Here is a 25,103-nt window from a genome sequence, read left to right as displayed (position 1 = left end):
TCGATTAATCCGCGAGCGTGATATGGGCGCGGGCGATCACGTCCTTCCACATCGCGGTTTCGGCGGACTGGCGTTTCACGACCTCTTCTGGCGTACTGGAGGTGGGCTCAACGCCCACGGCATGCAGGCGCTCCTTGACCTCGGCCGATGCCATGGTCTTGGCGATCTGCGGCACCATCTTCGCCACCACGCTCTTGGGCGTGCCGGCCGGGGCATACAACGCAAACCAGGTCACAGCCTCAAAGCCGGGCAGCGCGGTCTCTGAAAGCGTGGGCACATCAGGCAGGGCTTGCGAGCGTTTGGCCGTGGTCACGGCCAACGCCTTGAGCTTGCCTGACTTGATATGGGTAAGTACGGCGGGCCCCTGTTCGATGGCCATCACGGTGCGGCCCGCGATCAGATCGACCACCATGGGCCCGCTGCCCTTGTACTGGACGCCGAACACGTCGACGTTGGCTCGCTGTTTGAAAAGCTCCATGAACACATGCTGAGACGTGCCCTTTCCGGCGGACGCGTAGCCAAACTTGCCGGGATTGGCCTTGAGATAGGCGATCAGTTCCTGGATGGTATTGACAGGTACGGTGGCCGGCACCACGACGTACGAAGGATTGAAGCCGAGCAGCGAGATCGGTTCGACGCGCTGGGCGACCTCTTTCATCCGGTCATTCAGTTGAGGAAGGATGGAGAACATGGAGGACGCGCCGATCAGGAGCGTGTAGCCATCGGCCGGCTGCCGCGACACGTATTCAGCGCCAATGATCCCTGAGGCGCCCGCCTTGTTGTCGACTACCGTCGCCTGGCCCCATTCACCCAGGCCATTGGCCACCGACCGGGCATACAGATCCGTGGCGCCACCCGGCGGATACGGCGCCACCACGGTGATGGCCTTGGCGGGATAGCCCTGCGCCTGCACGCCGGCGGCAGCTACCGCCAGGCTGGCACCACAGATCGCCATTACGAATTTCTTCCATTTAGACATCGCTGCAGCTCCTGAAGAGGTTGGGATCGGAAATCCCTCGCACATTTCGCCTGAGGGAATATCGTTCTGACAAAGAGAATGCCATTCTGCAGAACGGTACGATACAATGTCAAGCAGAATTTTTGCTAATTGCGCTCAGTTCATACATGCCTCAGGAACCAGAGAACGATCAGAAACCGGGAGGGGGAGTTGCCGCTGTCGAGCGTGCGTTCGCTATCCTCAACGCGTTCCGCGCAGGCGATGCCTCATTGCCGCTGAACGAGATTGCCCGGCGCACCGGCATGTACAAGAGCACCATCCTCCGGCTCATTACCACGTTGGTGCAGGAGCACTGCATCGTGCGGCTTGACGACGGCACCTACCAGCTTGGCTCAATGCTGCTGCACTGGGGCGGTCTCTACCAGGCGGCACTGCGCCTGGACGACCATGTGCCGCCCATCCTGCGCCGCCTGGCGCAGGAAACCGGCGAAGGAGCCTCGTTCTTCACGCGAGAGGGCTCCGTCCGCGTCTGCCTGTTCCGCGTGGATTCTTCGCGCTCGATCCGCGACCACGTCCATACCGGAGACCTGCTGCCGCTGGATAAGGGAGCCGCAGGCCGGGTACTGGCCAGTTTCGACCGCACACTGACAGACCCGGCGCACTTCCCGGCACAACCGCTCATCGCCACGGTAGGAGAGCGTGAACCCGACATTGCCGCCATTGCGGCGCCGGTGTTCGGAACACAGGGGAGCCTCCGCGGCGCCCTGGCGATTTCGGGGCCAGCCGTGCGCTTCTCGCTCGACCTCGTTCCAGCGATGTCGCAAGCGCTTTTGAAGGCAGCCTCCGAACTGACAAGACGTCTGGGCGGCGACTCATCCATGCTGGACCGCGCTGATTCACTCAGCGCCCTGTCCAATCCCATGGACTGAAACCGCGCGCTCCGCCTGAACTAGGGTGTGCTCACCCTCATCTCAGGGTGAATGACATCGCCCTCGCGCAAGATCTGCATGTCGTCGAGCCACAGGTTGCAGCGTCGCATGGGCAGATCGAGGTGGCAGGCTGTGTCGTTGGTACCGCCGAGTTCGAGGTTGGGGCCCAGCGAGAACAGCACATTGCCGTAGAACGACAACGCGTTCATCACATGCTCCAGCGGCAATTGGCGCGTCACCGAGAACTGATACCAGCGCGCCTTCTCGTTCAAGCCCCAGCCGATGTGGGAAATGGCATAGGCACGCGGATCATTGAAGCTGTCGATGTAGCTTCTGATCAACTGGGCATCCATGCCTTCGCCGATGATTTCAACCACCATGCCCTTGCGGACCTCGAGAGTAACCGGCGACTGGACATATTGCTTGAACGCGCAGAGGATATCGCCAGGTTGCAACACGACGCGGCCTTCGACACCCCCATCGTCTCCCTGGGTGAAGGCAAAACCAGAGGGAAAATGATCCCAGCGGCCGGGTTCGTGGGTATAACCGTACTCAGAGATGACAGGGTACTGACCCAGCTTGTAAGTGACGTCGGTGCCCGCATCCGAAGTGATCCGCATCCGGCTGGCCTTTTCCAGCAAGCCCTTGGCGTACTCGACTCGGCGGCAGAGATCCTCGGTGGGAAACATCTGCTTGAGGACATGAAATGGCTCCATCACACGCAGAATGCGCACGCCTGCCGCCTGGATCTCCGCCTGCTCGCGGGAAAACAGCAGGCCCACCATATCGATCACCATACTGGCAGACTTGAGCGTCTTCATGGCGAGCTCGTTGCCGACCAGTGGATGACGCCCCTGTACTCCGACGGCGTTGGCCTGGGTCCGGCGCACGTTGAGGTTGAACGTGCAGGCCCCCAGCCCCTCGGCAGCAGCCATGAAGGCCTGCGCGTGCTCCTGCCACTCGTCCTCCGCCGTCAGCACGACAACGGTTTCACTCGCCTTCACGCGGCATAGCGTCAGCTCTCGCGTGAAGACTTCAAGCATCTCGGCATCGATCTTCAATGGTTGCTCCTTATGAACTCTTGATCGTGGCGTAGAAGAGTCTGCTCCAGCAAGCGGCTGAAGGCATCGAAATTCTCTGCCTGCATCTGATGGCCGGCGCCCGGCAGCCTGACCGCGTGCAGATCAGGCCTCAAGCGCTGCATTTCCTCTACGTCCTCGTCGGACACCACGCCGCCCTCTCCCGCGCAGATCAGCGAGATGGGCATGGTGGTGCGGGCCAGATCGGCGAACATATCCTGCCCATGGAAGTCATCACTGGCCACATAGGCCGCACGCTCGTCGCAGGTGGAGAGCCACTCGGCACGGAGGCGGTGCAACTCCTCCGGCCAAGGTGCTGCCGCGCTGGAGGCAAGTGCCTGAGCCGCCTCTCCCCGCTGAGACGCCCGCAAAAGTGCAAGCGTACGCGCCAGCGGCACCGGATAGGGCCGGCGGCCGGGGCCGCTGGTAGGCGGATCGAGCAAGATCAGGGCATGCAGGCGCTCAGGCGCCAGCGTGGCGGCCCGCAGGGAAATGCGCGCGCCCATCGAGTGCCCGATGAGCAAGGGCTCCGTCAGTCCTAGCGCCGCCACAAAAGCAGCTGCGTCCTGCGCGCAAGCACCCACACCGTAATCCAGATGCGGTCCAGCCTCCGAAAGACCTCGGCCGCGAACATCCAGTACATAGCAATCGTAACGCGGCGCCAACCATTCACCCACGTGAGCCCACAGTATGGCGGGGCTCACAATGCCAGGCACGATCACTACCGGCCGGCCGCTCCCGGAAAAATGCAGGTAATGCTGGCGGATGCCATTGACGCGGACATGTCCGCCCCGGATGACGCTCATGATTCTTCCTGTTTAAAAATGACTTCTTCGCGCCCGCGTTCCGCTAACGAGCGTCCAATGGCGAGCCCAAAGCCTGTCCACCTGCCTAGGGCCGACAGGAGTATTTTGCACAGAAGAACGTCATTCCGTCAAACAGAATGATCTTCTTGACGAAGATATCGGAGCGTTCAGCGGGGCGTCCACTCCGGGAACGAAGCCTGGCATCAGGAGTGTCACCCTTACCGCGTCAGGCGGTCTTTTCGACGTGGCGTTGCCGCGTATAGAGAAAATCGATCACCGCCTTGCGCGCATGGAGATAGCGCGGGTCTTCGGCCAACTCCACGCGGCTGCGCGGGCGTTCGATGTTCACACTCAAAACCTCGCCGATCGTCGCGGCCGGGCCGTTGGTCATCATCACGATCTTGTCCGACAGGAGCACCGCCTCGTCCACGTCGTGAGTGACCATTACCACGGTGCTTCGGGTGCGCGCCACGATCTCCAGCAACTCGTCCTGCAGCTTGGCGCGGGTAAGCGCATCGAGCGCGCCGAAGGGCTCGTCCATCAGAAGCACCTGAGGCTCCATGGACAGCGCGCGCGCAATACCTACACGCTGCTTCATGCCGCCGGATATCTCCCCGGGCCGCTTCTGCGCGGCATGGGTCAAGCCCACCAAAGCCAAGGCGGCTGCGGTCCGCTCCCTGAGCCGCGTCTTGTTTTCGGTGGCGCCAAACACGCGCTCCACGGCCAGATAAACATTCCCTTCGCATGTCAGCCAAGGCAGCAGCGAATGGTTCTGGAACACCACGGCGCGCTCGGGCCCTGGCCCCTTGATTTCCTTGTTGGCGCAGATCAGAGCGCCCGCCGTTGGCGTGGTCAGGCCCGCGATCAGGTTCAACAGCGTACTCTTGCCGCAACCCGAGTGGCCAATGAGCGCTACGAACTCGCCCTTGGCAATCTGGAGATCGATCTGGCGCAATGCGGGAAACAATCCCTTCGCTGTCTTGAAGGTTTGCTCCACCCCTTGGACTTCGATGAACTTTATATCGCTCATGCCTTCACCTCTTCAAAGGTAAATACCGTGGCCAGCTTGATCAACGCCAGCTCTAGCAGCAATCCCACGATGCCGATCACGAAAATGGCCACGATGATGTTCTTCACGTTCAGGTTGTTCCACTCGTCCCAGACCCAGAAACCGATGCCCACGCCGCCGGTCAACATTTCAGCCGCCACGATCACGAGCCACGCCGTGCCCACCGCAAGCCGCACGCCGGTCAGCATGTAGGGCAGCACCGCAGGAAAAAGAACGGTGGTGGCAACCTTCCATTCGCTCAGATTGAGCACGCGCGCCACGTTCATGTAGTCCTGCGGCACACGCTGTACGCCCACGGCGGTATTGATGACCATGGGCCAGATCGAGCAGATGAAAATGGTCCAGATGGCCGCCGGGTTCGCCCCCTTGAAGACCAGCAGGCCAATGGGCAACCAAGCCAGGGGCGACACCGGCCGCAGCAGGCTGATGAGCGGGTTGAACATGCGCGAAAGAAATTCGAACCGCCCGATAACGAACCCCGCAGGAATACCCACCAGGGCAGCCAAGCCGAATCCCACGGCCACGCGCTCCAGCGAGGCCAGCACATTCCAGCCCACCCCCTGGTCATTGGGGCCGTTGCGGTAGAACGGATCACGGAACACTTCCACCGCCTGATGCCAGGTTTCCATGGGCCCGGGAATGCTCTGGCTGGTGACCGATGACACGATCGACCACAGCAGCACCAGCAGCCCCAGGCCACACGCGGGCGGGAGCGCCGACTTGAGGAACTCGCTCGCCTTCATGGTCATGCCTTGATCTTGAAGCCGTCCGCGTATTTGGCAGGATCCTTGCCGTCCCAGACCACGCCGTCGATGAGCTTGCTGGTGCGCATGTCGTCCTTCGGCACGCTGATCTTCATGGCACTCGCCACCGAGCGGTACAGATCCACCTGGTTCACCTGCTTGGCCACGGCCAGGTAGTCCGGATGGGTCTTGAGCAAGCCCCAGCGCTTGTGCTGCGTCAGAAACCACATGCCATCCGACAGGTACGGGAAATTCACCAGGCCGTCATTGAAGAACTTCATGTGATTGGGATCGTCCCAGCTCTTGCCAAGCCCGTTCTGATAGCGGCCCAGAATGCGCTGATTGATGGCGTCCACGCTGGTGTTCACGTAGGACTTGCTGGCAATGGTCTCGGCCATCTTCGCCTTGTTCGACAGGTTGGCGTCGATCCACTGCCCGGCTTCGATCACAGCCATCATCACCGCCCGCGTGGTGTTGGGGTATTTTTTGACGAATTCCGCTGTCGTGCCCAGCACCTTCTCGGGATGGTCCTTCCAGATATCCTGCGTGGTATTGGCCGTGATCCCGATGCCGTCCATGATGGCGCGCTGGTTCCACGGCTCCCCGACGCAGAAGCCATCCATGTTGCCCACCCGCATGTTGGCCACCATCTGCGGAGGCGGCACGGTGATCAGCTTGGCACCGGTCAACGGATTGATGCCCGCCGCCGCCAGCCAATAATGCATCCACATCGCATGCGTGCCGGTGGGGAATGTGCCGGCGAACGTGTACTCCCGTTTTTCTTTGGCCATGAGGGCAGCCAGCGACGGGCCGTCCACGGCGCCTTTGCCGGCCAGGGCTTTCGACAGCGTGATGGCCTGGCCGTTGTGGTTGAGGCCCATGAGCACGGCCATGTCCTTGCGGGTCCCGCCCACGCCCAGATGCACGCCATAGATCAGGCCATAGAGCACGTGAGACATATCGAGCTCGCCATTCACGAGCTTGTCCCGCACGCCAGCCCAGCTGGCCTCCTTGCTGAGCACGAGCTTCACACCGTATTTTTTGTCCAGCCCCAACACCGAGGCCATGACGACGCTTGCACAGTCGGTCAGGGGAATGAAACCGATCTTGACCTCCTCCTTCTCGGGCTTGTCAGAACCAGCGGCCCAAGCACCGCGGTAACCCAAGGCGGTACCCGCGGTCAGTGCAAGGAAACCGCGGCGTGGAATGGTGGATGGCGACATGTCAAAACTCCTTCGAACGTGGGAGACAAAAAACAAAAACGGCGCCTGACCTCAGCCCGCATGTGCGGGGAAGAGGAGGACGCCGTTGTCTTCTTCCACTCGGCCGCCATTGGCCGAGCTTTGAGTGAGTCATTGCATGAAGCGTGCCAAACACATCTCACGGACAAGCACTGCGGTTCTGGCTGACACAATGATGCTGCACTGCACCATGCTGGTGCCGCTCAAGGCCTGCGACACCTCAATGCGGTGCAGCCGGCAGCAGATCAGCCATCGCCAAGACAGCCTCGGCCACCTCAGCCAGCTTGCGGCCCTGATGCATCGCGGTTTGACGCAGCAGCTTGTGCGCGTCTCCCTCGCTGAGCTGCCGCCGAGCCATCAGGAGGCCCTTGGCGCGCTCGACCAGCTTGCGCTCCTGAAGCGCGGCTCGCGCGGTTTCCAGTTCGCCCTGCATGGCTTGCAGGCGTTGGGACTGCTCCTGCACCAGTTCCAGCACCGACCGATTCAGCTGAGGCCCAAGGCCTGCGGCCGGAGCCTGGGCGGTATCGAAGAAATCCGCATCCGCACTCACGGCCGGCAAGGGTTCGCGCGCCTGGGCAATGCGGCATTCGCATTGATACAGCAGTTCTGCCGCAAGTTGGGTTTCCACGGCGTGGAGCGCATCCATGCGGCGTGTGGCGACGTCGAACCATGTCTCGCGCAGATCGGCCGCGGATCCGGCGCCCGCCGGATCGGTGCATCCCACGCGGCGCAGGCGCTCCAGCGCGGCATCTTCGGAGCGCCACAACGGCAGGAGCGCGGGCGGAGCGAATTCGGCGAAGACCTGGAAACACCGCTCCTGCGCGGCAATCAGGTGCAGCCAATGCTGCTGGCGCTGCTCGCCACCCGCGCCGAACGCGGCAACGCCCGCCGCACGCTCTTGCCCCGCAAGTTCCTTGCCTTGCATGAAGTGGAACAACGCCACCAGCAGGCGGGAAACGCCAGGGTCTGCGGCGCTGTCGGCGGCTTCGAACACCACGGCCAGAACACCCGCCACCAGCTTGGAGAAGGCCACGACCGCCTCTTCGGGATTGACAAGGCGCGCCTCTATGCGCCCGCGCAGCGCGGGCAACACATCCAGCCCCTGCAATACATAGGCAATTCGGCTGAACAGGCGAGCTCCTTGAGCCGGCGTGTCCAACTGGCCGAAGCCTGCCCGTACGTCGCGCGCCAACTGCTCACACTCCTCGATCTGCTCCACCAGCAAGGCCGGCGCACCACCCCCCGTCAGGTAGACGATGCACAGCCCCCTCTCCTTCTGCAGCGCATGGATCAGCCGCCCGAGCAGATCGACGAGCGCACTGGTGCGCTGAAGCTGCTCCAGCTCGGCGATCTCGCACTGGCGGGCTACCTGGAGGAAATGCAAAGCGGAAGTCATGCCTCTTCCCAGCAATTCGCGTGCCGGAAATACCCGTCCAGGCATGCACCAACTTGCAGCGCAGCACCTGGCACGGCAATTGCATCGCTTTTTCGCAAGGCCGCGGCGCAAAGGCGCGCCGCACCAGACAGAGGCGTCATTCACCGGCATGGGTCAAACCGTGCTCCGTGAAGGCGCTTTTTTTGTTGCCGGGCCGCTCCAAGTTCTGAAGCCCGGAAGGTTTTGTTTCAGCCAGACAGAGGTTCACGATGAAAAAACCAAGGCTCGTGATGGTAGGCAATGGTATGGCGGGCGTACGCACGCTGGAAGAGTTGCTCAAGATCGCCCCCGATCTGTACGACATCACCGTGTTCGGCGCAGAGCCCCACCCCAACTACAACCGCATCCTGCTGTCGCCGGTGCTGGCGGGCGAGCAGACGCTGGAAGAGATCGTGCTCAACGATTGGGCCTGGTATGAGCAGAACAACATTACGCTGCACGCAGGCTGTGCCGTGACGGGGGTAGACCGAAGCCGGCGCATTGTGCATGCCGCCAATGGCGTGAGCGCCGAATACGACAGGCTGATCATCGCCACGGGCTCCAACCCGTTCATGCTGCCCATTCCCGGCAAGGACCTGCAAGGTGTACTGGCCTACCGCGACATCGCGGATACCCAGGCCATGATCGAGGCCGCCACGCAATACAAGGAAGCCGTGGTCATCGGCGGCGGCCTGCTGGGCCTGGAAGCAGCCAACGGCCTGATGAAACGCGGCATGAAGGTGACCGTGGTACATGCGGGCGAATGGCTGATGGAGCGCCAGCTGGACGACGTCGCAGGCAAGCTTTTGCAGAAATCTCTGGCCGAACGGGGCATGCAGTTCCTGATGACGGCGCAAACACAGGAGTTGCTGGGCGATGCGGACGGCGGCAAAGGCGGCCGCGTGCGCGCGGTGAAATTCAAGGACGGCAGCGAAACGCCCGCGCAGCTGGTGGTGATGGCGGTGGGCATACGCCCCAACACCGAGTTGGCGGAAAAGATCCGGCTCCACGTCAATCGCGGCATCGTGGTCAGCGACACGCTGCAAACCGTCACCGATGCGCGCATCTACGCCGTGGGCGAATGCGCGGCGCACCGGGGTATTGCCTATGGCCTCGTCGCCCCTCTGTTCGAACAGGGCAAGGTGCTCGCGAACCACCTGGCCGAGTTCGGCATCGGGCGCTACCAAGGCTCCATGACCTCCACCAAGCTGAAAGTCACGGGGATTGACCTGTTCAGCGCTGGCGATTTTCAGGGTGGCGCGGACACCGAGGAGATCGTGCTCAGCGATCCGTTCGCGGGCGTCTACAAGAAGCTCGTTCTCAAGGACGACAAGCTGGTGGGCGCGTGCCTGTATGGCGACACCGTGGATGGCAGCTGGTACTTCAAGCTTTTGAGAGAAGGCCGCACGGTCAAGGACATCCGCGACAAACTGATGTTCGGTGAATCCAATATCGGCGACGCCGGCCATCAAGGCCACAACAAGGCGGCCGCGATGCAAGATAGCGACGAGGTCTGCGGCTGCAACGGCGTTACCAAGGGCACGATCTGCAAAGCCATTCAGGAAAAGGGCCTGTTCACGCTGGAAGAGGTGCGCAAGCACACCAAGGCCAGCGCAAGCTGCGGCTCATGCACCGGGCTGGTCGAGCAGATCATCATGTTCACGGCAGGTGGCGATTTCTCGGCGGCCCCCAAAACCAAGGCCCTGTGCGGTTGCACCGACCACGGCCATCAGGCGGTACGCGAGGCTATTGCGAAGCATCGCCTGCTCAGTGTGGCCGAGGTCCAGCATTTCATGGAATGGCGCACGCCTAACGGTTGCGCCACCTGCCGCCCTGCACTCAACTACTACCTCATCAGCACCTGGCCCAAGGAAGCCCGGGATGATCCGCAAAGCCGCCTGATCAACGAGCGCAGCCATGCCAACATTCAGAAAGACGGCACCTACAGTGTGGTGCCGCGCATGTGGGGCGGAGAGACCTCGGCCGCGGAACTTCGCCGCATTGCCGACGTGGTGGACAAATACGGCATTCCCACCGTGAAGGTCACCGGCGGACAACGCATCGACCTGCTGGGCGTGAAGAAAGAAGACCTGCAGGCGGTGTGGCGCGACATTGGCATGCCGAGCGGGCACGCCTACGCCAAGGCGCTGCGCACCGTGAAAACCTGCGTGGGCAGCGAGTGGTGCCGCATGGGTACGCAGGACAGCACCAAACTGGGCAAAGATCTGGAGCGCGCCTTCGTGGGCATGCATGCGCCGCACAAGGTCAAGTTCGCTGTCAGCGGCTGTCCTCGCAACTGCGCGGAGAGCGGCATCAAGGACGTCGGGATCATCGGCGTCGATAGCGGCTGGGAAATGCACGTCGCCGGCAATGGCGGCATCAAGACCGAGGTGGGGCAGTTCTTCGTCAAGCTCAAGTCTGCCGAAGAAGTCATGGAATACACGGGCGCGTTCATGCAGCTGTACCGGCTGGAAGGCTGGTACCTGGAGCGTACGGTGCACTACGTCAACCGCGTCGGCCTGGATTATGTGAAGCGCCGCATCCTCGATGACGCTGAAGGCCGCAAGGCTCTATGGGCCCAGTTGCAATTCGCGCTCGACGGCGAACCCGACCCCTGGTTCGAATTCGACAAGGCGGGGGTGGATCAACGCCAGTTCGTGCCTATTACTTCTTCGATTTCTTCTTCGACGGCTTCTTCGGTTGCCTCTTCTATAGTTTCTGAAAGGGTTTGACCATGACGCAGTGGACCCCTGTTTGCCGCACCGAAGATATTCCCGAACTCGGCGCGCGGCGCGTGGCCCGCGAACGCGGCCTTGACGTGGCCGTGTTCCGCGCCGGTTCAGGCCACATCTTCGCGCTGCTCGACCGCTGCCCCCACAAAGGAGGACCGCTGTCGCAAGGACTTGTGTTTGGCGAGAGCGTGGCCTGCCCTCTGCACAACTGGACGATCCAGTTGTGCGACGGCCGGGCTGCGATGCCGGACGAAGGCTGTACGCCCCGCTTCGCCGTGAAAGTGGAAGAAGGCATGATCTACCTCGACACTGAGGAACTCGCGCACCACGCCATCGACCTCGTTCGCCCCACGGCGGGGCCGTGCCGGGCTTGAGCCCAGGTGGCATCCATGGCCGAAACACGCTCCACCTGCCCCTACTGCGGCGTCGGTTGCGGTGTGCTCATACAAACGGAGGGCACACGCATCACCGGCGTGCGCGGAGACCCTGAGCACCCCGCCAACTTCGGAAAACTGTGCACCAAAGGCAGCACACTGCACCTGACGGCCACCGAAGCCCTGGCAGCGCAGACCCGCCTGCTGCAACCCATGCACCGCGGCCAGCGCCGCGCAGCGCCAGAAGCCATTGGTTGGGACGCGGCACTGGACATGGCCGCCCAGCGCTTTGCCCGCATCATTACCCGCCACGGACCTGACGCCGTGGGTTTCTATGTCAGCGGCCAGTTGCTCACCGAGGACTACTACGTCTTCAACAAGCTCGTCAAAGGCCTGGTGGGCACCAACAACATAGACACCAACTCCCGCCTGTGCATGAGCAGCGCGGTGGCTGGCTACAAGCTCACGCTGGGAGCCGACGCGCCCCCCGCCTGCTACGACGACGTGAATCATGCCGGCTGCCTGTTCTTCGCGGGCAGCAATGCCGCCTGGGCGCACCCGGTCCTCTTCCGCCGCATCGAGGAAGCGCGCGCGGCCAACCCTGCCATGAAGGTCATCGTGGCGGATCCGCGCCGCACCGATACCGCGGATATGGCAGACCTGTTTCTGCCTTTGCAGCCCGGCACCGACGTGATGCTATTCCACGGCATGCTGCACGCCATGCTGTGGGAAGGGTGGATAAACGCGGACTATATAGACCGCCACACCACCGGATTCGCCGATCTCAAAGCCCTGGTGCGTGAAGCCACACCCGAACACGCAGCCCAGATCTGCGGCCTTCCCAAGGAGGACATCCATCAGGCCGCGCAATGGTTCGCGCAGTCCGGGCCCACGCTCAGCTTCTATTGCCAGGGCTTGAACCAGAGTGCGAACGGGACGGCCAAGAATGCCGCGCTCATCAACCTCCATCTGGCCACGGGCCAGATCGGCAAGCCCGGCGCGGGCCCTTTCTCTCTCACCGGCCAACCCAACGCGATGGGCGGCCGCGAGGTCGGAGGCCTGGCCAACCTGCTCTCCGCGCACCGGGATATGGGCAATCCAGCCCATCGGGCGGAGGTCGCCGCGCTATGGGGCGTGGAATCGGTACCAGCCCATCCCGGCAAGACCGCCGTAGAGATGTTCCAGGCAGCCGCGGATGGTGAGATCAAAGCATTGTGGATTGCCTGCACCAACCCCGCGCAAAGCCTTCCCGACCAGGCCACGGTGCGCCGGGCTCTGGAGCGCGCGGAGTTCGTGGTGGTGCAGGAGGCTTTTTCCACAACGGCCACCTGCGCCTATGCAGACCTCCTCCTGCCCGCCACCACCTGGGGTGAAAAAGCCGGCACCGTGACCAACAGCGAACGCCGGATCTCGCGTGTACGTTCTGCGGTGCCGCCCCCTGGAAGCGCCCGGCATGATTGGCAGATCGCCATGCAATTCGCCCAGCGGCTCGAAGCACTGCTGCAGCCCGGCCGCCCCAGCCTGTTCCCCTACCCTGGCGCGCAAGCCATCTGGGACGAGCACCGTGAGACCACGCGCGGGCGCGATCTCGACATCACGGGGCTCTCCTGGAGCGTGCTCGAAGAACGAGGCCCGCAGCAATGGCCGTTCAAGGAAGGAGCGCAGGCAGGCCGTGAGCGGCTGTACGAAGATGGCGTGTTTCCCACCCCCGACGGCCGTGCGCGTTTCAGCGCTCTGCCGTGGACGCCCGTGGCCGAACCGCGCGATGCCCGGCATCCTTTCAGCCTGACCACGGGCCGCCTGCGCGACCAGTGGCACGGCATGAGCCGCACCGGCCAACTGGGCCGCCTGTTCGGCCACGTGCCTGAACCCTGCCTGCAGATGCATCCGCGGGACATGGAACGCCGCTCGCTGAAAGAAGGCGACCTCGTTCACATCACCAACCGGCACGGCTCCATCGTGGCCCCCGTGCAAGCGGATGAGAATTTGGGACCGTTGCAGGTCTTCATGGCCATGCACTGGGGGGGCGAGTACCTCTCTGGCCGTTCCTCGGCAGGGGAACGCCTGGCGGGCGTCAACGCGCTCACCAGCCCGGCCTTCTGCCCGCAATCCAAGCAGCCGGAACTCAAGCACGCGGCGGTCAAGATCTCGAAGGCCGAGCTGCCCTGGACGCTGCTCGGAGTCGCCTGGCTGCCCCGGGCGGCCAGCACCCGGGAAGCGCTTGCGGAGCTGATGGCACAGTTCGATTTCGCCTCCTGCGTACCGTTTGCCAGCCAGACGCTCCTGGAAGATGCCGCTCATGCGCGCCACGGCGTGCTGCTGCGCGCGGCGGCTTATGAACCGCCTGACGCGGCGCTGCTGCAACGTATTGAAGCCCTGCTCGGCCTCGCCGGCCCTGAGGTGCTGCGCTACGCGGACAAACGCCGCCAGCTCAGCCGCACCTTGCGCCTGGCCCGGCACGCGCAAGGCGCCACCGTGGAAGCGCTGATGCTGGCCGGTGACACGCGCGCGGCGTCCTGGCTGACGACGCTGCTGAAAGAAGGCCTGCCGGCGCAGAGCCATGGCCGCCTGCTGCTGATGCCCGGCAACCAGCCGCCAGCCGCCCTGGCGCCGCGCGGCCGGCAAGTCTGCACCTGCTTCAATGTGGACGAGCCGGCCATTGCGGCAGCGCTTGCAAACATTCAAGGCGATGAAGCCCAACGCCTGCAGCGCTTGCAGACTCAGCTGCGCTGCGGCACCAACTGCGGCTCCTGCGTTCCCGAACTCAAGCGGCTCATCAAGAACACGGCGCACCACGCAGCCACATGAAGCCACACCCCATGGCCGCTCAAAGCCTGCTGAGGCTCTGCACGACCGCGTCCCGCAACCACCTATGGGCTGGAGAGCTGTCTGAGCGGACATGCCAGTGCATCCGAACCTGGAACTCCGGAAGTTCCACCGGCAGCTCGATCACCTTGAGCTTTTTCTGGCTCGCGAACAAGTGCGCCACGCGCGAGGGGATGATCACCAGCAGATCGCTGCCTTCCAGCACTTCCAGCAATGCTGAAAAGTGCGGAATCAATGCGACCATGTTCCGCCTCACCCCTCTTTGAGCCAACGCGCTATCGATGAAAGCATGGCCCGAGCTGGGCGCGGTCACCATCACATGGCGTGCCTGCTGAAATTCGGAAAGTCCGAGCCCCGCCTCCCCCACCGGATAGTCGGCAGAAAGCAGGCAGACATAGCGCTCGGTAAAAAGATGCGCCTCCTTGGTGTGCTCGTGCAAGCTGGGTAGATTGCCCACGGCAAGATCGAGCGCGCCGGTCGCCAGATCGTCCATCACGGCGTCTGAAAGCTGAATGAACTCCACCTGCAGTTTCGGCGCCGCATCCTGGAAACGGCGCAGCAGAGGCGGAATGAAAAACAGCGCTCCAATGTCCGACGCCGCAATACGAAAGCGCCGCGTCGAGCTGGCCGGATCAAACCCTTGCTGGGCCTCCAGCGTGCCCTCCAGGGCCGACAAGGCCACGCTCACCTGTTCGAAAAGCCGCTCCGCCGCCGCCGAGGCAATGAGCCCTTGCGCGCCGCGCGAAAACAGACGGTCGCCATAGAGTTCGCGCAACCGCGAAAGCGCGTGGCTGACGCTCGGCTGGGAAACCCCCAAGCGTTCCGCGGCCTGCGTGACGCTGCGGGTTTCGAAGATCGCAACGAAAACCCGGACAAGATTCAAATCGAACTGCAACGACCGCTCTTTCATTTCAGTTATCCCGAAAGGCCGCGGAGCAGGCCATTCCAGGGCGCCCGCGGAGCTGGCTTTGCCAGGCCGCCAGGCGCGTCCCCCAGGGGAAGGCGCGTAAGCGACTCAGGGGGGTATAGACACAATCGATATGTAACAAGCATTGTATCGATAGGAAGAATGAACATCCATCCCTAGCATATTGCCACCCACGAGCAGCACAGCAGGAGGCATATTCATGGAGCGCTCATTTGCCGGAGAGGTCCGGTCGCTCTCACTTGGCCAAGGCCAAACCTTCCACGGAGAAGGCATTTTGGCGGTGACCAAAGCACTGCTGCAATCAGGTGTCAGCTATATCGGCGGCTACCAAGGCGCGCCGGTGTCCCATCTGATCGACGTTCTCGGCGACGCCCGGGAATTGCTCGGCAATCTGGGCATCTATTTTGAATCGAGCGCCTCGGAAGCAGGTGCCGCGGCCATGCTGGGCGCTTCGATCAACTACCCCGTGCGCGGCGCAGTGACCTGGAAGAGCACCGTGGGCACGAACGTCGCCTCCGATGCCTTGTCAAACCTGTCTTCGGCTGGTGTGCAAGGAGGCGCGCTCATCATCCTGGGCGAAGACTATGGGGAAGGTTCCAGCATCATCCAGGAACGCACCCATGCCTTTGCCATGAAGTCGCAGATCTGGCTGATGGATCCCCGGCCGAACCTGACGTCCATCGTGAACGCCGTGGAGCAGAGCTTCGAGCTGTCGGAAGCCAGCAATACGCCCGTGATGCTGCAGCTCCGCATCCGGGCCTGCCATGTGCACGGCACCTTCGAATGCAAAGACAACCGCGGCCCAAAAATCTCGACGCGCGACACCATCGATACGCCGACTTTCGACTACGCGCGCATCAACCTGCCGCCGTCGATCTATGAGCATGAGCGCCAGAAAATCCACGAGCGCTGGCCGGCGGCGGTGAAATTCATCCGCGAGCACCAGCTCAACGAGCAATTCAGCGGCGATCTCTCGGAAATTGGCATCGTGGTGCAGGGCGGCCTCTACAACGGAGTCATCCGCGCGCTGCAGCAACTGGGCCTGGCCGATTCCTTCGGAAACTCGCGCGTGCCGCTCTATGTGCTCAACGTCGTCTATCCGCTCGTGCCAGACGAGTTTCTTGAATTCTGCAGCGGCAAGCGAGCCGTGCTGATGATCGAGGAAGGGCAGCCCAGCTACATCGAGGACTCTCTGCAGGCCGCCTTGCGGCGAGCGAATGCCACGACCGTGATGCATGGCAAGGACCTGCTCCCCCTGGCCGGTGAATACACCGGAGAGGTGCTGCTGTCCGGTATCGCCAAGTTCCTCGAACAGATCGTCCCGGCCGGCCTGGACGCGCGCCAGGCTGCCGCCACCGCGAATGCGATGCGTGACGACAAGGAGCGTTCCAAGGCCGCCCTCGGCATGCCCGTTCCGAACCGTCCGCCAGGATTTTGCATCGGCTGCCCCGAGCGGCCCGTGTTCTCCGCCATCAAGCAATTGCAGGGCGAGCTCGGCAAGGTTCATGTGAATGCCGACATCGGCTGCCATACCTTCGGCACGCTGCCTCCCTTCAATGTGGGCAGCAGTGTCCTGGGCTATGGGCTTGGCCTCGCCAGCTCGTCCGGCGTGGGCCCGCTTCTGCCCAACCGCACGATCAGCATCATGGGTGATGGCGGGTTCTGGCACAACGGCTTCACCAGCGGCGTGGTGAACGCGGTCTACAACAACCAGGACTCGGTGCTCGTCATTCTCAAGAACGGCTATACGTCGGCCACAGGAACGCAAGCCATCCCGTCCTCTCCGACACAGCCCGCCGCACGCCCGCTGACGCTCGACATCGAGAAAGCATTGCGCGGCGTGGGCGTCAAATGGATCCGGACCGTGGGCAGCTATCGCGTCGAAGAGATGCTGGATACCCTGCGCGACGCCATGACCACGGCGGAAGGGGGCCTGAAAGTCATCATCGCCGACGGTGAATGCCAGCTCGAGCGCCAGCGGCGCACCAAACCTCAAATCGCTCAGCAGCTCAAGAATGGTGAACGCGTGGTCCGCACCCGGTTCGGTATTGACGATGACGTCTGTACCGGAGACCACTCCTGCATCCGCCTCTCAGGCTGCCCATCCCTGACCATCAAGCCCAATCCCAGCCCGCTGCGCACGGACCCGGTGGCGGCGGTGAATACAGGTTGCGTCGGATGCGGGCTTTGCGGAGAAAACGCCCATGCAGCGGTACTCTGCCCTTCGTTCTACAAGGCGGAAGTCATCCAGAATCCAGGCCGTTTCGAAAAATTCATGGCGCGGGTTCGGGGTGCAGTCATAGAAAGGCTTGCGGCATGATCCAGCCCATTTGCATTCTCGTGGCCGCCATGGGCGGCGAAGGCGGCGGCGTGCTCGCCGATTGGCTGATCGATGCCGCGACCCATGCCGGCTACCCGGTACAAAGCACGTCCGTGCCCGGCGTCGCGCAGCGCACCGGCGCGACCACGTACTACGTCGAGATCTTCCCCTGCGCCCGCGAACAACTCCAGGGGCAAGAGCCCGTGCTTTCGCTGACCCCGGCACCAGGACAGGTCGACATCGTCGCCGCCTCCGAGCTGGTAGAGGCAGGGCGCTCGATTCAGTCCGGCTATGTCGACCCCAAGCGCACCACGCTCGTCGCTTCGACTCACCGCGAATATGCCGTGTCGGAAAAAGCCGCCATGGGTGATGGCCGCTACGACAGCACGCAAGTGATCGATGCCGCCACGCAGCGTGCGCGCCGTGCGATCGTCTTTGACATGCGCGCCCTGGCGCTGCAACACGGCACGGTCATCAACACCGTGATGTTCGGCGCCATGGCTGGCGCTGGCGTTCTGCCCTTCAACCGCGAAGCCTGCGAGGGGGCCATCCGCCGCTCCGGCAAGGCCGTGGAAGCCAGCCTGCGAGGATTTGCCGCGGGCTTCGAAACCGCCGAGGGCCGTGTAAGTGCGGCCGGCCAACTCGACGCCGCCCTGCACGCGAAACCCGCCGTGCCGCCCAGGGTGCAGCGATTGCCTGCCTCGCTGCATGAGATCACTGCCGCCGGCGTCGATCTGACGACCGACTTCCAGAACGAGCGCTACGCCGATTTGTACCTGGATCGGGTGGAACGTCTGGCCTCGCTCGCCAACGGCGACGAATCTGCCCTGGAGGCCGTCCGGGAAACCGCACGGTATCTCGCCTTGTGGATGTCCTACGAAGACGTGATCCGCGTCGCTCAGTTGAAAACACGGCAGGAACGTCTTGACCGGGTGCGGCGAGAAGTGGGCGCGCGCAGCGGCGAGCCAATTCACATGACCGAATACCTCAAGCCGGGCCTGGATGAAATGGCCTCCGTGCTGCCACCCAAGCTGGCCGCCTGGCTGCGCCGCAAGGCCGCCGGACGGTCCTGGCACCGGGGAATGTACATTCGCACGGACACCATCCGCGGCTTCCTGATGCTGTGCGGGCTGCGCAGCCTGCGGCCATTGCGCCGGCACATGTCACGGTATCTGGAAGAACAGGCGGGCATAGAAAAGTGGCTTGCCGCTGTGGAAACCGCCATGCCCGGCCCTCTGGCATTGGAAGTCGCCCTATGCGGCAACCTGGTCAAGGGCTACGGCGAAACGAGCAGCCGCGGCCACCGGAATCTGAACGCGATCCTCGACCAAGTCAACAAAGGCGCCACTGCTGACAAAGTACGCACAGCACGGGAGGCAGCCCTTGCGGATCCTGAAGGCCGCCAGCTTTCGGCGGCCATCGGACAGCCCGTTGCCCACCCCATCAAAATCGTGAAGCGCCGGCCCGCGAACTGATTTCCACCCCCATGACAACCAAGGAGACCCTCATGAAATCCACCCGCAGAACACTTCTGGCCGCCGCAGCGCTCGTCTCGCTGACGGCAAGCGCCTTCGCCGCAGACGGCCCGATCAAGATCGGTGCAGTGGTCTCGGCGACCGGGCCCGCCTCGTTTCTTGGCGATCCCCAGCAGAAAACTCTGCAGCACTATGTGGCCAAGATCAATGCCGATGGCGGGGTACTGGGCCGCAAGCTCGAGCTCGTGCTGTATGACGATGCCAGCGACGCCAACAAGGCCAACGCCTTCGCGCGCCGCCTGATCATTCAGGACGAGGTGGACGTGATCATCGGTGCGTCCACCACCGGCTCGACCATGGCCATGGTGCCGCAGGTCGAAGCAGCCAAGATTCCCAATGTATCGCTGGCCGCCGCATCCGTGATCGTCGAGCCGGTCAAGCCGTTTGTCTTCAAGATGCCTCACTCGGACCGCATGGCGGCCTACAAGGTGCTGGAAGAAATGAAAAAACGCGGCTTCACCCAGATCGCGCTTCTGTCCGATACGGGCGGTTTCGGCAAGTCCGGCCGCACCGAAACGCTGAAGGCGGCGGAGGCGCTCGGGATGAAGGTGGTCGAAGACCAGAACTACGGTGAGAAAGACACCGACATGACGCCGCAGCTTACCCGCGTGAAGTCCTCCCCCGCGCAAGCGATCCTCGTGTTCGGGACGGGCCAGGCCCCGGCCATCGTGGCCCGCAACTACCAGCAGTTGGCCGTCAAGCAACCGCTGTATACCACGCATGGGCAGGCCTCCACCGAGTTCATCCGTATCGCCGGCAAGGCGGCCGAAGGTATTCGTATGCCCTCCCCTGCCCTGCTGATCGCCTCTTCGCTGGCAGCGAACGATCCTCAGCGCAAGGTCAGTGTCGACTACGCCAAGACGTTCGAGACCACCTTCAAGACCGACGTCTCGACTTTCGGCGGCTATGCGTATGACGCGCTGTTCCTGGTGGTGGATGCCATCAAGCGGGCTGGCGGCACGGACAAGGCCAAGGTGCGTGACGCCATCGAAACGGCCAAGGGCTTCGTGGGCGTGAGCGGCATCTACACCATGACCCCCAAGGACCACATGGGCCTGGACAACTCCGCGTTCCGCATGGTGGAGGTGACCAACGGCGCGTTCAAGGAAGTCAAATAAGCCAAGCAAGCGCTCGCTGGCTTTCTTTCTCCCTTTCCCGGAAGCATAAGCATCTGACTATCCCGTCCACCGTCATTCCCGGATAGCCGGCCCCCCCGCGCAGGCGGGAATGACGTGAGGGGAACCAAGGATTTGCAGATACTCATGCCCGAGGAGAATGGGGAAAGACCGAGACTCATCAGGAACCACACATGTCCGACCTCCCACAGTTTCTCTTCTCGGGCCTGACCACAGGGGCTGTCTATGCCCTCGCAGCCCTGGGCTTCGCGCTCATCTACAACGCCAGCGGGGTCATCAACTTCGCGCAGGGCGATTTCCTGATGCTCTCGGCCATGATCACAGCCTCGCTGCTGGGCAAGGGCATGGGCCTCAGCGGGGCCATTGCCACCGGCATCGCGGTGACCGCCCTGGCAGGTGTGCTGCTCTACCGCCTGGCCATTCAGCCCGCGGGAAATGCCGACGTGGTATCGCTCATCATCATCACGATCGGCGCCTCCACCTTCATTCAAGGGGTTGTACAGGTCGTGCTCGACAAGAACCAGCACGTATTGCCTGCCTGGACAGGCGATGCACCCTTGCAGATCCTCGGTGCCTACGTTCTGCCGCAAGCCCTGTGGGTGCTCGGCACCGCCGCCGTGCTGGTGGCGGGCTGCGCAGCCTTCTTCAAGGGAACCCTGACCGGCAAGGCCATGCTCGCTGTCGCTGCCAACAAAATGGCCGCCATGGCGGTCGGCATCCCGGTGCGCCGTGTGCTGCAACTCTCGTTCGGCCTCTCAGCCCTGCTCGGCGCGGTCGCAGGCGTGGTTTCGGCCCCCATCACCACCACCGTCTATGACATCGGCCTCATGCTCGGCATGAAAGGCTTTGTGGCCGCCACGCTCGGCGGCCTGGGCAGTGGTGTCGGCGCGGTGGTCGGCGGCCTGCTGGTGGGCATTCTGGAAGCGCTGGTGGCTGGCTACATTTCCTCGGCCTACAAGGACGCGGTGCCCTTTGTTCTCATCATCGTGGTGCTGCTCGTCATGCCTCACGGGCTGTTCGGCTCGCGCAAAACGGATCGCGTATGAAGCACCGGATCTCTCTTCTCGTAACGGCGGCGGTACTGGTGGTGGTGCCCTTCCTGCTGCCGAACAACTTCATGCTCGACATCGCGATCCGCATCGCGCTCGCGGCAATCGCCGCCATCGGCTTGAACCTGCTCATGGGCTTCGCGGGGCAGATCAGCATCGGCCATGCGGCGTTCGTGGCCATTGGCGGCTACGGCAGTGGCATTCTGGCCACCCGCTTCGAATGGCCTGCCCTGCTCTCGATCCCGGCCGCGGCGTTGGCATCGGCGATCGTCGCGTGGCTGATCGCCAAGCCCATTCTGCGCCTGAAGGGGCACACGCTGACCATGGCCACGCTCGGCCTCGGCGTCATTGTCAACATCGTTCTGATCAACGAAGTGGATTGGACAGGCGGTCCTGATGGAATGGCCGTACCGCCGCTGGCAGTCGGCAGCTTTGCCATGGTGAAACTGTCTCACTGGTATGTACTGGCTTCGGCGCTGTTGTTTTTGGCCATCGTCCTCTCGCTCAATCTCTTTTCGTCTCCAGCCGGCCGAGCCCTCCGGGGGCTGCATGGCTCTGAGTATGCGGCGCGCGTGGTGGGTGTCGATGTGGCGGCGTTCAAATCCAGGGCCTTTGTGGCCTCCGCGGTCTTCGCGACAATCTCGGGCGCTCTTTCGGCGCACTATCTGGCGTTCATCAGCCCGGCAACCGCGTCCTTCGCGCACTCTGTCGAGCTGGCCACCATGGTGGTCCTGGGCGGGATGTCAAGCACATTTGGCGCGGTACTCGGGGCGGCACTGCTCACCATGCTGCCGCAGCTTGTGGGCGGCCTGCACGGCTACGAGGCCATTGTGTTTGGCCTCGTGCTGATGCTGACGATGATGTTCATGCCCAAAGGCCTGGTCCCCTCCATCGCTCTGCGCTTGAAGAAAGGAGCCCGCTGATGCTTTCAGTCAAATCCCTTTCCCGGAGCTTCGGTGGCGTCGCGGCGGTCGACGACGTGTCGTTTGAAGTCCAGCCAGGGCACGTGCACGCGGTCATCGGTCCCAACGGGGCCGGCAAGACCACTTTGTTCAACCTGATCAGCGGTGTCTACGAGCCCACGGCAGGCCAAATCCTTCTGGACAAGCAGGACATCACCGGCTTGCCGCCCGAGGTACTCGCCCAGCGCGGGATGTGCCGCACGTTCCAGAACTTGCAGATCTGCATGAACATGACCGCATGCGAGAACGTCATGCTCGGTGCGCACCTGCACGCCAACGCCAGCCTCTGGTCAGGGTTCTTCGGCTGGACGCGCGCGGCCGACCGGAAGCTGGAAGAAAAAGCGTTCGAGTTGATGGACTACGTCGGGGTGGGCAGCGCCCGCCACGCGCACGCCACACAGCTTTCATTCGGCGTTCTCAAACGCCTGGAGATCGCGCGGGCCCTGGCCGCGAGCCCTCGCCTTCTGCTGCTGGACGAGCCGGCCGCCGGCCTCAATGACAGCGAAACGCATGCAGTGGGCGAGCTGATCCGGAAAATCGCCTCCGGCGGCACCACGGTGCTGCTGGTGGAGCACGACATGAAAATGGTGATGTCCATCTCCGATCACATCGTGGTCCTGGATCAAGGCAAGAAACTCGCCGAAGGCACAGCCGAGCAGGTGCGCGCCAACCCGGCGGTGGTCACAGCCTACCTGGGAGTCGATGAATGAACTCGCAAACCGTTCTGAAAACGACTGGCCTCTGCGCCGGATACGGCCGCATCGAGGCCTTGCATGGGGTGAACCTGGAACTCAAGGCGGGACAGCTCGTCGCGCTCGTGGGCGCCAATGGCGCCGGCAAGACGACCTTGCTCCGCACCATCTCCGGGCTGATCCAGGCAAGGGCCGGACAAGTCGAGCTGCTGGGGCAGGACATTACCCGCCTGCCCGCCGAATCTCGGGTGCGGGCCGGCCTGGCCCAGGTGCTGGAAGGCAGGCAGGTTTTCGGCCCCTTGTCGGTCCTGGACAACCTGCGCCTTGGCGGCTACACCCACAAGCCCGATCCGAAGCAGATCGAGGACATGTTCAATCTGTTTCCCATTCTCCGGACGAAGAAAGACCAGGCGGCCTGGCAACTCTCCGGAGGCCAGCAACAGATGCTCGCCATGGCCCGTGCGCTGATGAGCAAACCCAAGGTCCTGCTGCTCGACGAGCCCTCCATGGGCCTGGCGCCGCTTCTCATCAAGGAAGTCTTCCACGTCGTCAAGGACCTGAAGGAGAGCGGTATTCCCATTCTGCTGGTGGAGCAGAACGCCCGCGCCGCGCTCGCCATCGCAGACCACGCCTATGTGCTGGAGACAGGGCATATCGCCCTCTCGGGACCAGCGGCCGAACTCGCCGCCGACGAACGGGTCCGCTCGGCCTACCTGGGGGTCTGAGAACGCTCTTCAGTGCCTCAGTGAGGCTGCCTGCCCCTCTCCCAGCGCCAAAGAGGAGGGCAGCGCCTCCCGGCCTCGATGCGCCAATAACAAACGTACCCGGCCCACGAGCGTCGCACGATTCGTGGCTCGGAGTTTCTTGAATGCATTACCGAGGTGAAAGCGCACGGTCGGATATTCCAGGCCGAGACGGCTCTGGATTTCCTTGTCCGGACACCCACAGCTGACCAGCCACGCTACCTGCGCCTCACGCTTGCTCAAGCGCCCTTCTCTCTGAAGAATCTCCTCGACGCACTCACACTCATCATGGGCAGGCGCAGTCTCCCGCCACCCGAGCCGCGCCAGGGCCGCTGTAATCGCGGGCTCCACCATCTTCATGATGTCAATTTCGCTGGCGTCGAAGTTGCCACGCTCCCGGTTGCGCCATATCCGCACGTCTCCAACACATTGCTCGCGCTCGTAGAAGTACACGTTGACACCCCAGTACATTCGATCTCGCTGCAGAAAGTCGTTGAAGAATTCCGTGCGCGACAACTCGCTCTGGGACATCACCTGAGTAGCGACCGTCGGTTTGCGCAGCCGCATCATCGGAAACGTCAATGGGTCAACGAACCGGAAATAGCTGTCCCATGAACGCAGATTCTCCTCGGACATGTTGACGGCGGTGACTCGCTCGAATCGCTGCCGGCCTCCATTCCAGACCATGGAAACGTAGGTATCTGCCCGCAACAAATTCAGCAATGGCAGAGCCATGCGATTGCGCAATTCATCCCCATCCGTAGCATCCGCCACGAGTTTCATGAGATCTGTCAGGGCTTTGGTTTGAGTAGTGGACAAGTGCATGGGTATATCCAGGCAACGTTCATGCCAAGATAACCATCCTACGCACGTCGATACCATTTCAGGGGTGGGTTACCCCTTAGATCAAGTGCCTCAAGCCCCTATTGATTCCTATAGGGTCGATAACGCCCGCGCCGGAACGGATGGCAAGCCCAGGAACTCGGCCCAAAGCTCGTCGGAAAGCGTGGCTGTCTGGCGAAGATGGCGCGCCTCCTCCCGCCCGATTTCCTCCAGACGCGCATCAATGGCGTCTTTCAAGGGGCCGGAACTGATGCTCCCTATTCTTCTGATCAAATCCCACTTCTGATGATCCCTGGTTTCCGCCCACATCACACATTCGCAGGCCACGCGCTGAGCAGCCTCGCCGTCACTTGCCGCCAAAGCCGCCTGCATCGCCGCGACAAGGCTTTCCTCAAGATGTTTCGCAACCGTCCAGCCAGCGGACCTCTCATTCGGATCGACAGCGGCGGCCTGGCATAAATCAAGGAGGATTTCCCGGTGTGTAGAAACCCGTTTCAAATGCTCCTCCCATTGCGCTTTCAGATCTTCGCGTAATGCACAGCGGACAGCCATGGCGTAAATCAGTTTCTCCCCGGCTTTGGCTTCGATCATTTGCAGGAGCAGCTCTTTCAGAGCTTCAGGGTTGTACTTCTTCGATATCACCAGGGATTCCCTTCTAAGTGTTGGTATAACGGGCATGGAGGCGCCGGAGCAGCAGCCTGTTTGACTGGAACAGCAGGTTGTA

21 protein-coding genes are annotated in these 25,103 nt (G+C 62.7%); 11 read left to right on the top strand and 10 right to left on the bottom strand.

Going from position 1 to position 25,103, the window contains the following annotated elements:
- Positions 1 to 4: 4 nt before the first annotated feature.
- Positions 5 to 979, bottom strand: a complete 975-nt coding sequence (locus WJU18_RS11370) for a Bug family tripartite tricarboxylate transporter substrate binding protein (protein ID WP_423460163.1) — start codon at positions 977 to 979, stop codon at positions 5 to 7.
- 146 nt (positions 980 to 1,125) lie between these two features.
- On the opposite strand from WJU18_RS11370, the gene WJU18_RS11365 reads away from it, so the two are divergent.
- On the top strand, positions 1,126 to 1,887 hold the full coding sequence (locus WJU18_RS11365; protein ID WP_423460162.1) for an IclR family transcriptional regulator: 762 nt from the start codon (positions 1,126 to 1,128) through the stop codon (positions 1,885 to 1,887).
- 20 nt (positions 1,888 to 1,907) lie between these two features.
- Here the strand turns inward: WJU18_RS11365 and WJU18_RS11360 are convergent, their stop codons facing one another.
- The 6 genes from WJU18_RS11360 to WJU18_RS11335 all read right to left on the bottom strand — a co-directional run bounded on the left by WJU18_RS11360 (position 1,908) and on the right by WJU18_RS11335 (position 8,221).
- Positions 1,908 to 2,948, bottom strand: a complete 1,041-nt coding sequence (locus WJU18_RS11360; protein ID WP_423460161.1) for a leucyl aminopeptidase — start codon at positions 2,946 to 2,948, stop codon at positions 1,908 to 1,910.
- The gene (locus WJU18_RS11355) at positions 2,945 to 3,772 is read right to left on the bottom strand and encodes an alpha/beta fold hydrolase (protein ID WP_423460160.1); all 828 of its coding nucleotides are present in this window, start codon (positions 3,770 to 3,772) and stop codon (positions 2,945 to 2,947) included. Before WJU18_RS11355 ends, WJU18_RS11360 begins: the two co-directional genes overlap by 4 nt.
- Before the next feature lie 226 nt (positions 3,773 to 3,998).
- Positions 3,999 to 4,802: an ABC transporter ATP-binding protein gene (locus tag WJU18_RS11350; protein WP_423460159.1), complete on the bottom strand. Its 804-nt coding sequence runs from the start codon at positions 4,800 to 4,802 to the stop codon at positions 3,999 to 4,001.
- Positions 4,799 to 5,590 (bottom strand): nitrate ABC transporter permease, encoded by a 792-nt coding sequence (gene ntrB, locus WJU18_RS11345; RefSeq protein ID WP_423460158.1) that lies wholly within the window; start codon positions 5,588 to 5,590, stop codon positions 4,799 to 4,801. Before ntrB ends, WJU18_RS11350 begins: the two co-directional genes overlap by 4 nt.
- On the bottom strand, positions 5,587 to 6,807 hold the full coding sequence (locus WJU18_RS11340; RefSeq protein WP_423460157.1) for a CmpA/NrtA family ABC transporter substrate-binding protein: 1,221 nt from the start codon (positions 6,805 to 6,807) through the stop codon (positions 5,587 to 5,589). The genes ntrB and WJU18_RS11340 overlap by 4 nt, the downstream gene beginning before the upstream one ends.
- A gap of 238 nt (positions 6,808 to 7,045) precedes the next feature.
- Entirely contained in the window at positions 7,046 to 8,221 is a 1,176-nt protein-coding gene (locus WJU18_RS11335; RefSeq protein ID WP_423460156.1) for a nitrate- and nitrite sensing domain-containing protein, read from the bottom strand.
- A 248-nt stretch (positions 8,222 to 8,469) separates the two neighbouring features.
- On the opposite strand from WJU18_RS11335, the gene nirB reads away from it, so the two are divergent.
- From nirB to WJU18_RS11320, 3 genes are read left to right on the top strand one after another with little or no spacing between them, the layout of a single operon-like run.
- The gene (gene nirB, locus WJU18_RS11330; protein ID WP_423460155.1) at positions 8,470 to 10,971 is read left to right on the top strand and encodes a nitrite reductase large subunit NirB; all 2,502 of its coding nucleotides are present in this window, start codon (positions 8,470 to 8,472) and stop codon (positions 10,969 to 10,971) included.
- A 2-nt stretch (positions 10,972 to 10,973) separates the two neighbouring features.
- Positions 10,974 to 11,345, top strand: coding sequence for a nitrite reductase small subunit NirD (nirD, locus tag WJU18_RS11325; protein WP_423460154.1), 372 nt, complete (start codon positions 10,974 to 10,976; stop codon positions 11,343 to 11,345).
- A 15-nt stretch (positions 11,346 to 11,360) separates the two neighbouring features.
- Complete coding sequence (locus tag WJU18_RS11320; protein WP_423460153.1) at positions 11,361 to 14,153, top strand: molybdopterin-dependent oxidoreductase; 2,793 nt, start codon at positions 11,361 to 11,363, stop codon at positions 14,151 to 14,153.
- A 19-nt stretch (positions 14,154 to 14,172) separates the two neighbouring features.
- Here the strand turns inward: WJU18_RS11320 and WJU18_RS11315 are convergent, their stop codons facing one another.
- Positions 14,173 to 15,081, bottom strand: a complete 909-nt coding sequence (locus tag WJU18_RS11315) for a LysR substrate-binding domain-containing protein (protein WP_423460152.1) — start codon at positions 15,079 to 15,081, stop codon at positions 14,173 to 14,175.
- Between the two features lie 217 nt (positions 15,082 to 15,298).
- Between WJU18_RS11315 and WJU18_RS11310 the strand changes: the two genes are divergently transcribed.
- The 7 genes from WJU18_RS11310 to WJU18_RS11280 all read left to right on the top strand — a co-directional run bounded on the left by WJU18_RS11310 (position 15,299) and on the right by WJU18_RS11280 (position 23,518).
- Entirely contained in the window at positions 15,299 to 17,419 is a 2,121-nt protein-coding gene (locus WJU18_RS11310) for a thiamine pyrophosphate-dependent enzyme (RefSeq protein ID WP_423460151.1), read from the top strand.
- Positions 17,416 to 18,894: an indolepyruvate oxidoreductase subunit beta family protein gene (locus tag WJU18_RS11305; RefSeq protein ID WP_423460150.1), complete on the top strand. Its 1,479-nt coding sequence runs from the start codon at positions 17,416 to 17,418 to the stop codon at positions 18,892 to 18,894. The genes WJU18_RS11310 and WJU18_RS11305 overlap by 4 nt, the downstream gene beginning before the upstream one ends.
- A 32-nt stretch (positions 18,895 to 18,926) precedes the next feature.
- Positions 18,927 to 20,072 carry an ABC transporter substrate-binding protein gene (locus WJU18_RS11300; RefSeq protein ID WP_423460149.1) on the top strand — a complete coding sequence of 382 codons (1,146 nt, stop codon included), beginning with the start codon at positions 18,927 to 18,929 and terminating at the stop codon, positions 20,070 to 20,072.
- 191 nt (positions 20,073 to 20,263) lie between these two features.
- Positions 20,264 to 21,136, top strand: a complete 873-nt coding sequence (locus tag WJU18_RS11295) for a branched-chain amino acid ABC transporter permease (RefSeq protein WP_423460148.1) — start codon at positions 20,264 to 20,266, stop codon at positions 21,134 to 21,136.
- Positions 21,133 to 22,062 carry a branched-chain amino acid ABC transporter permease gene (locus WJU18_RS11290; RefSeq protein WP_423460147.1) on the top strand — a complete coding sequence of 310 codons (930 nt, stop codon included), beginning with the start codon at positions 21,133 to 21,135 and terminating at the stop codon, positions 22,060 to 22,062. The genes WJU18_RS11295 and WJU18_RS11290 overlap by 4 nt, the downstream gene beginning before the upstream one ends.
- Complete coding sequence (locus tag WJU18_RS11285) at positions 22,062 to 22,811, top strand: ABC transporter ATP-binding protein (protein WP_423460146.1); 750 nt, start codon at positions 22,062 to 22,064, stop codon at positions 22,809 to 22,811. Before WJU18_RS11290 ends, WJU18_RS11285 begins: the two co-directional genes overlap by 1 nt.
- Entirely contained in the window at positions 22,808 to 23,518 is a 711-nt protein-coding gene (locus WJU18_RS11280) for an ABC transporter ATP-binding protein (RefSeq protein WP_423460145.1), read from the top strand. Before WJU18_RS11285 ends, WJU18_RS11280 begins: the two co-directional genes overlap by 4 nt.
- Before the next feature lie 9 nt (positions 23,519 to 23,527).
- On the opposite strand, the gene WJU18_RS11275 is transcribed toward WJU18_RS11280, so the two are convergent.
- A complete protein-coding gene (locus WJU18_RS11275; protein ID WP_423460144.1) occupies positions 23,528 to 24,361 on the bottom strand; it encodes a helix-turn-helix transcriptional regulator in 834 nt (277 codons plus the stop codon).
- Between the two features lie 108 nt (positions 24,362 to 24,469).
- Positions 24,470 to 25,021, bottom strand: a complete 552-nt coding sequence (locus WJU18_RS11270) for a hypothetical protein (protein WP_423460143.1) — start codon at positions 25,019 to 25,021, stop codon at positions 24,470 to 24,472.
- Positions 25,022 to 25,103 lie beyond the last annotated feature (82 nt).

The organism is Ottowia sp. VDI28 (assembly GCF_049532675.1).
Lineage (GTDB): Bacteria > Pseudomonadota > Gammaproteobacteria > Burkholderiales > Burkholderiaceae_C > Ottowia.
The sequence above is the reverse complement of the archived record's forward strand: the minus strand, read 5'-3'. Positions and strand labels throughout refer to the sequence as shown.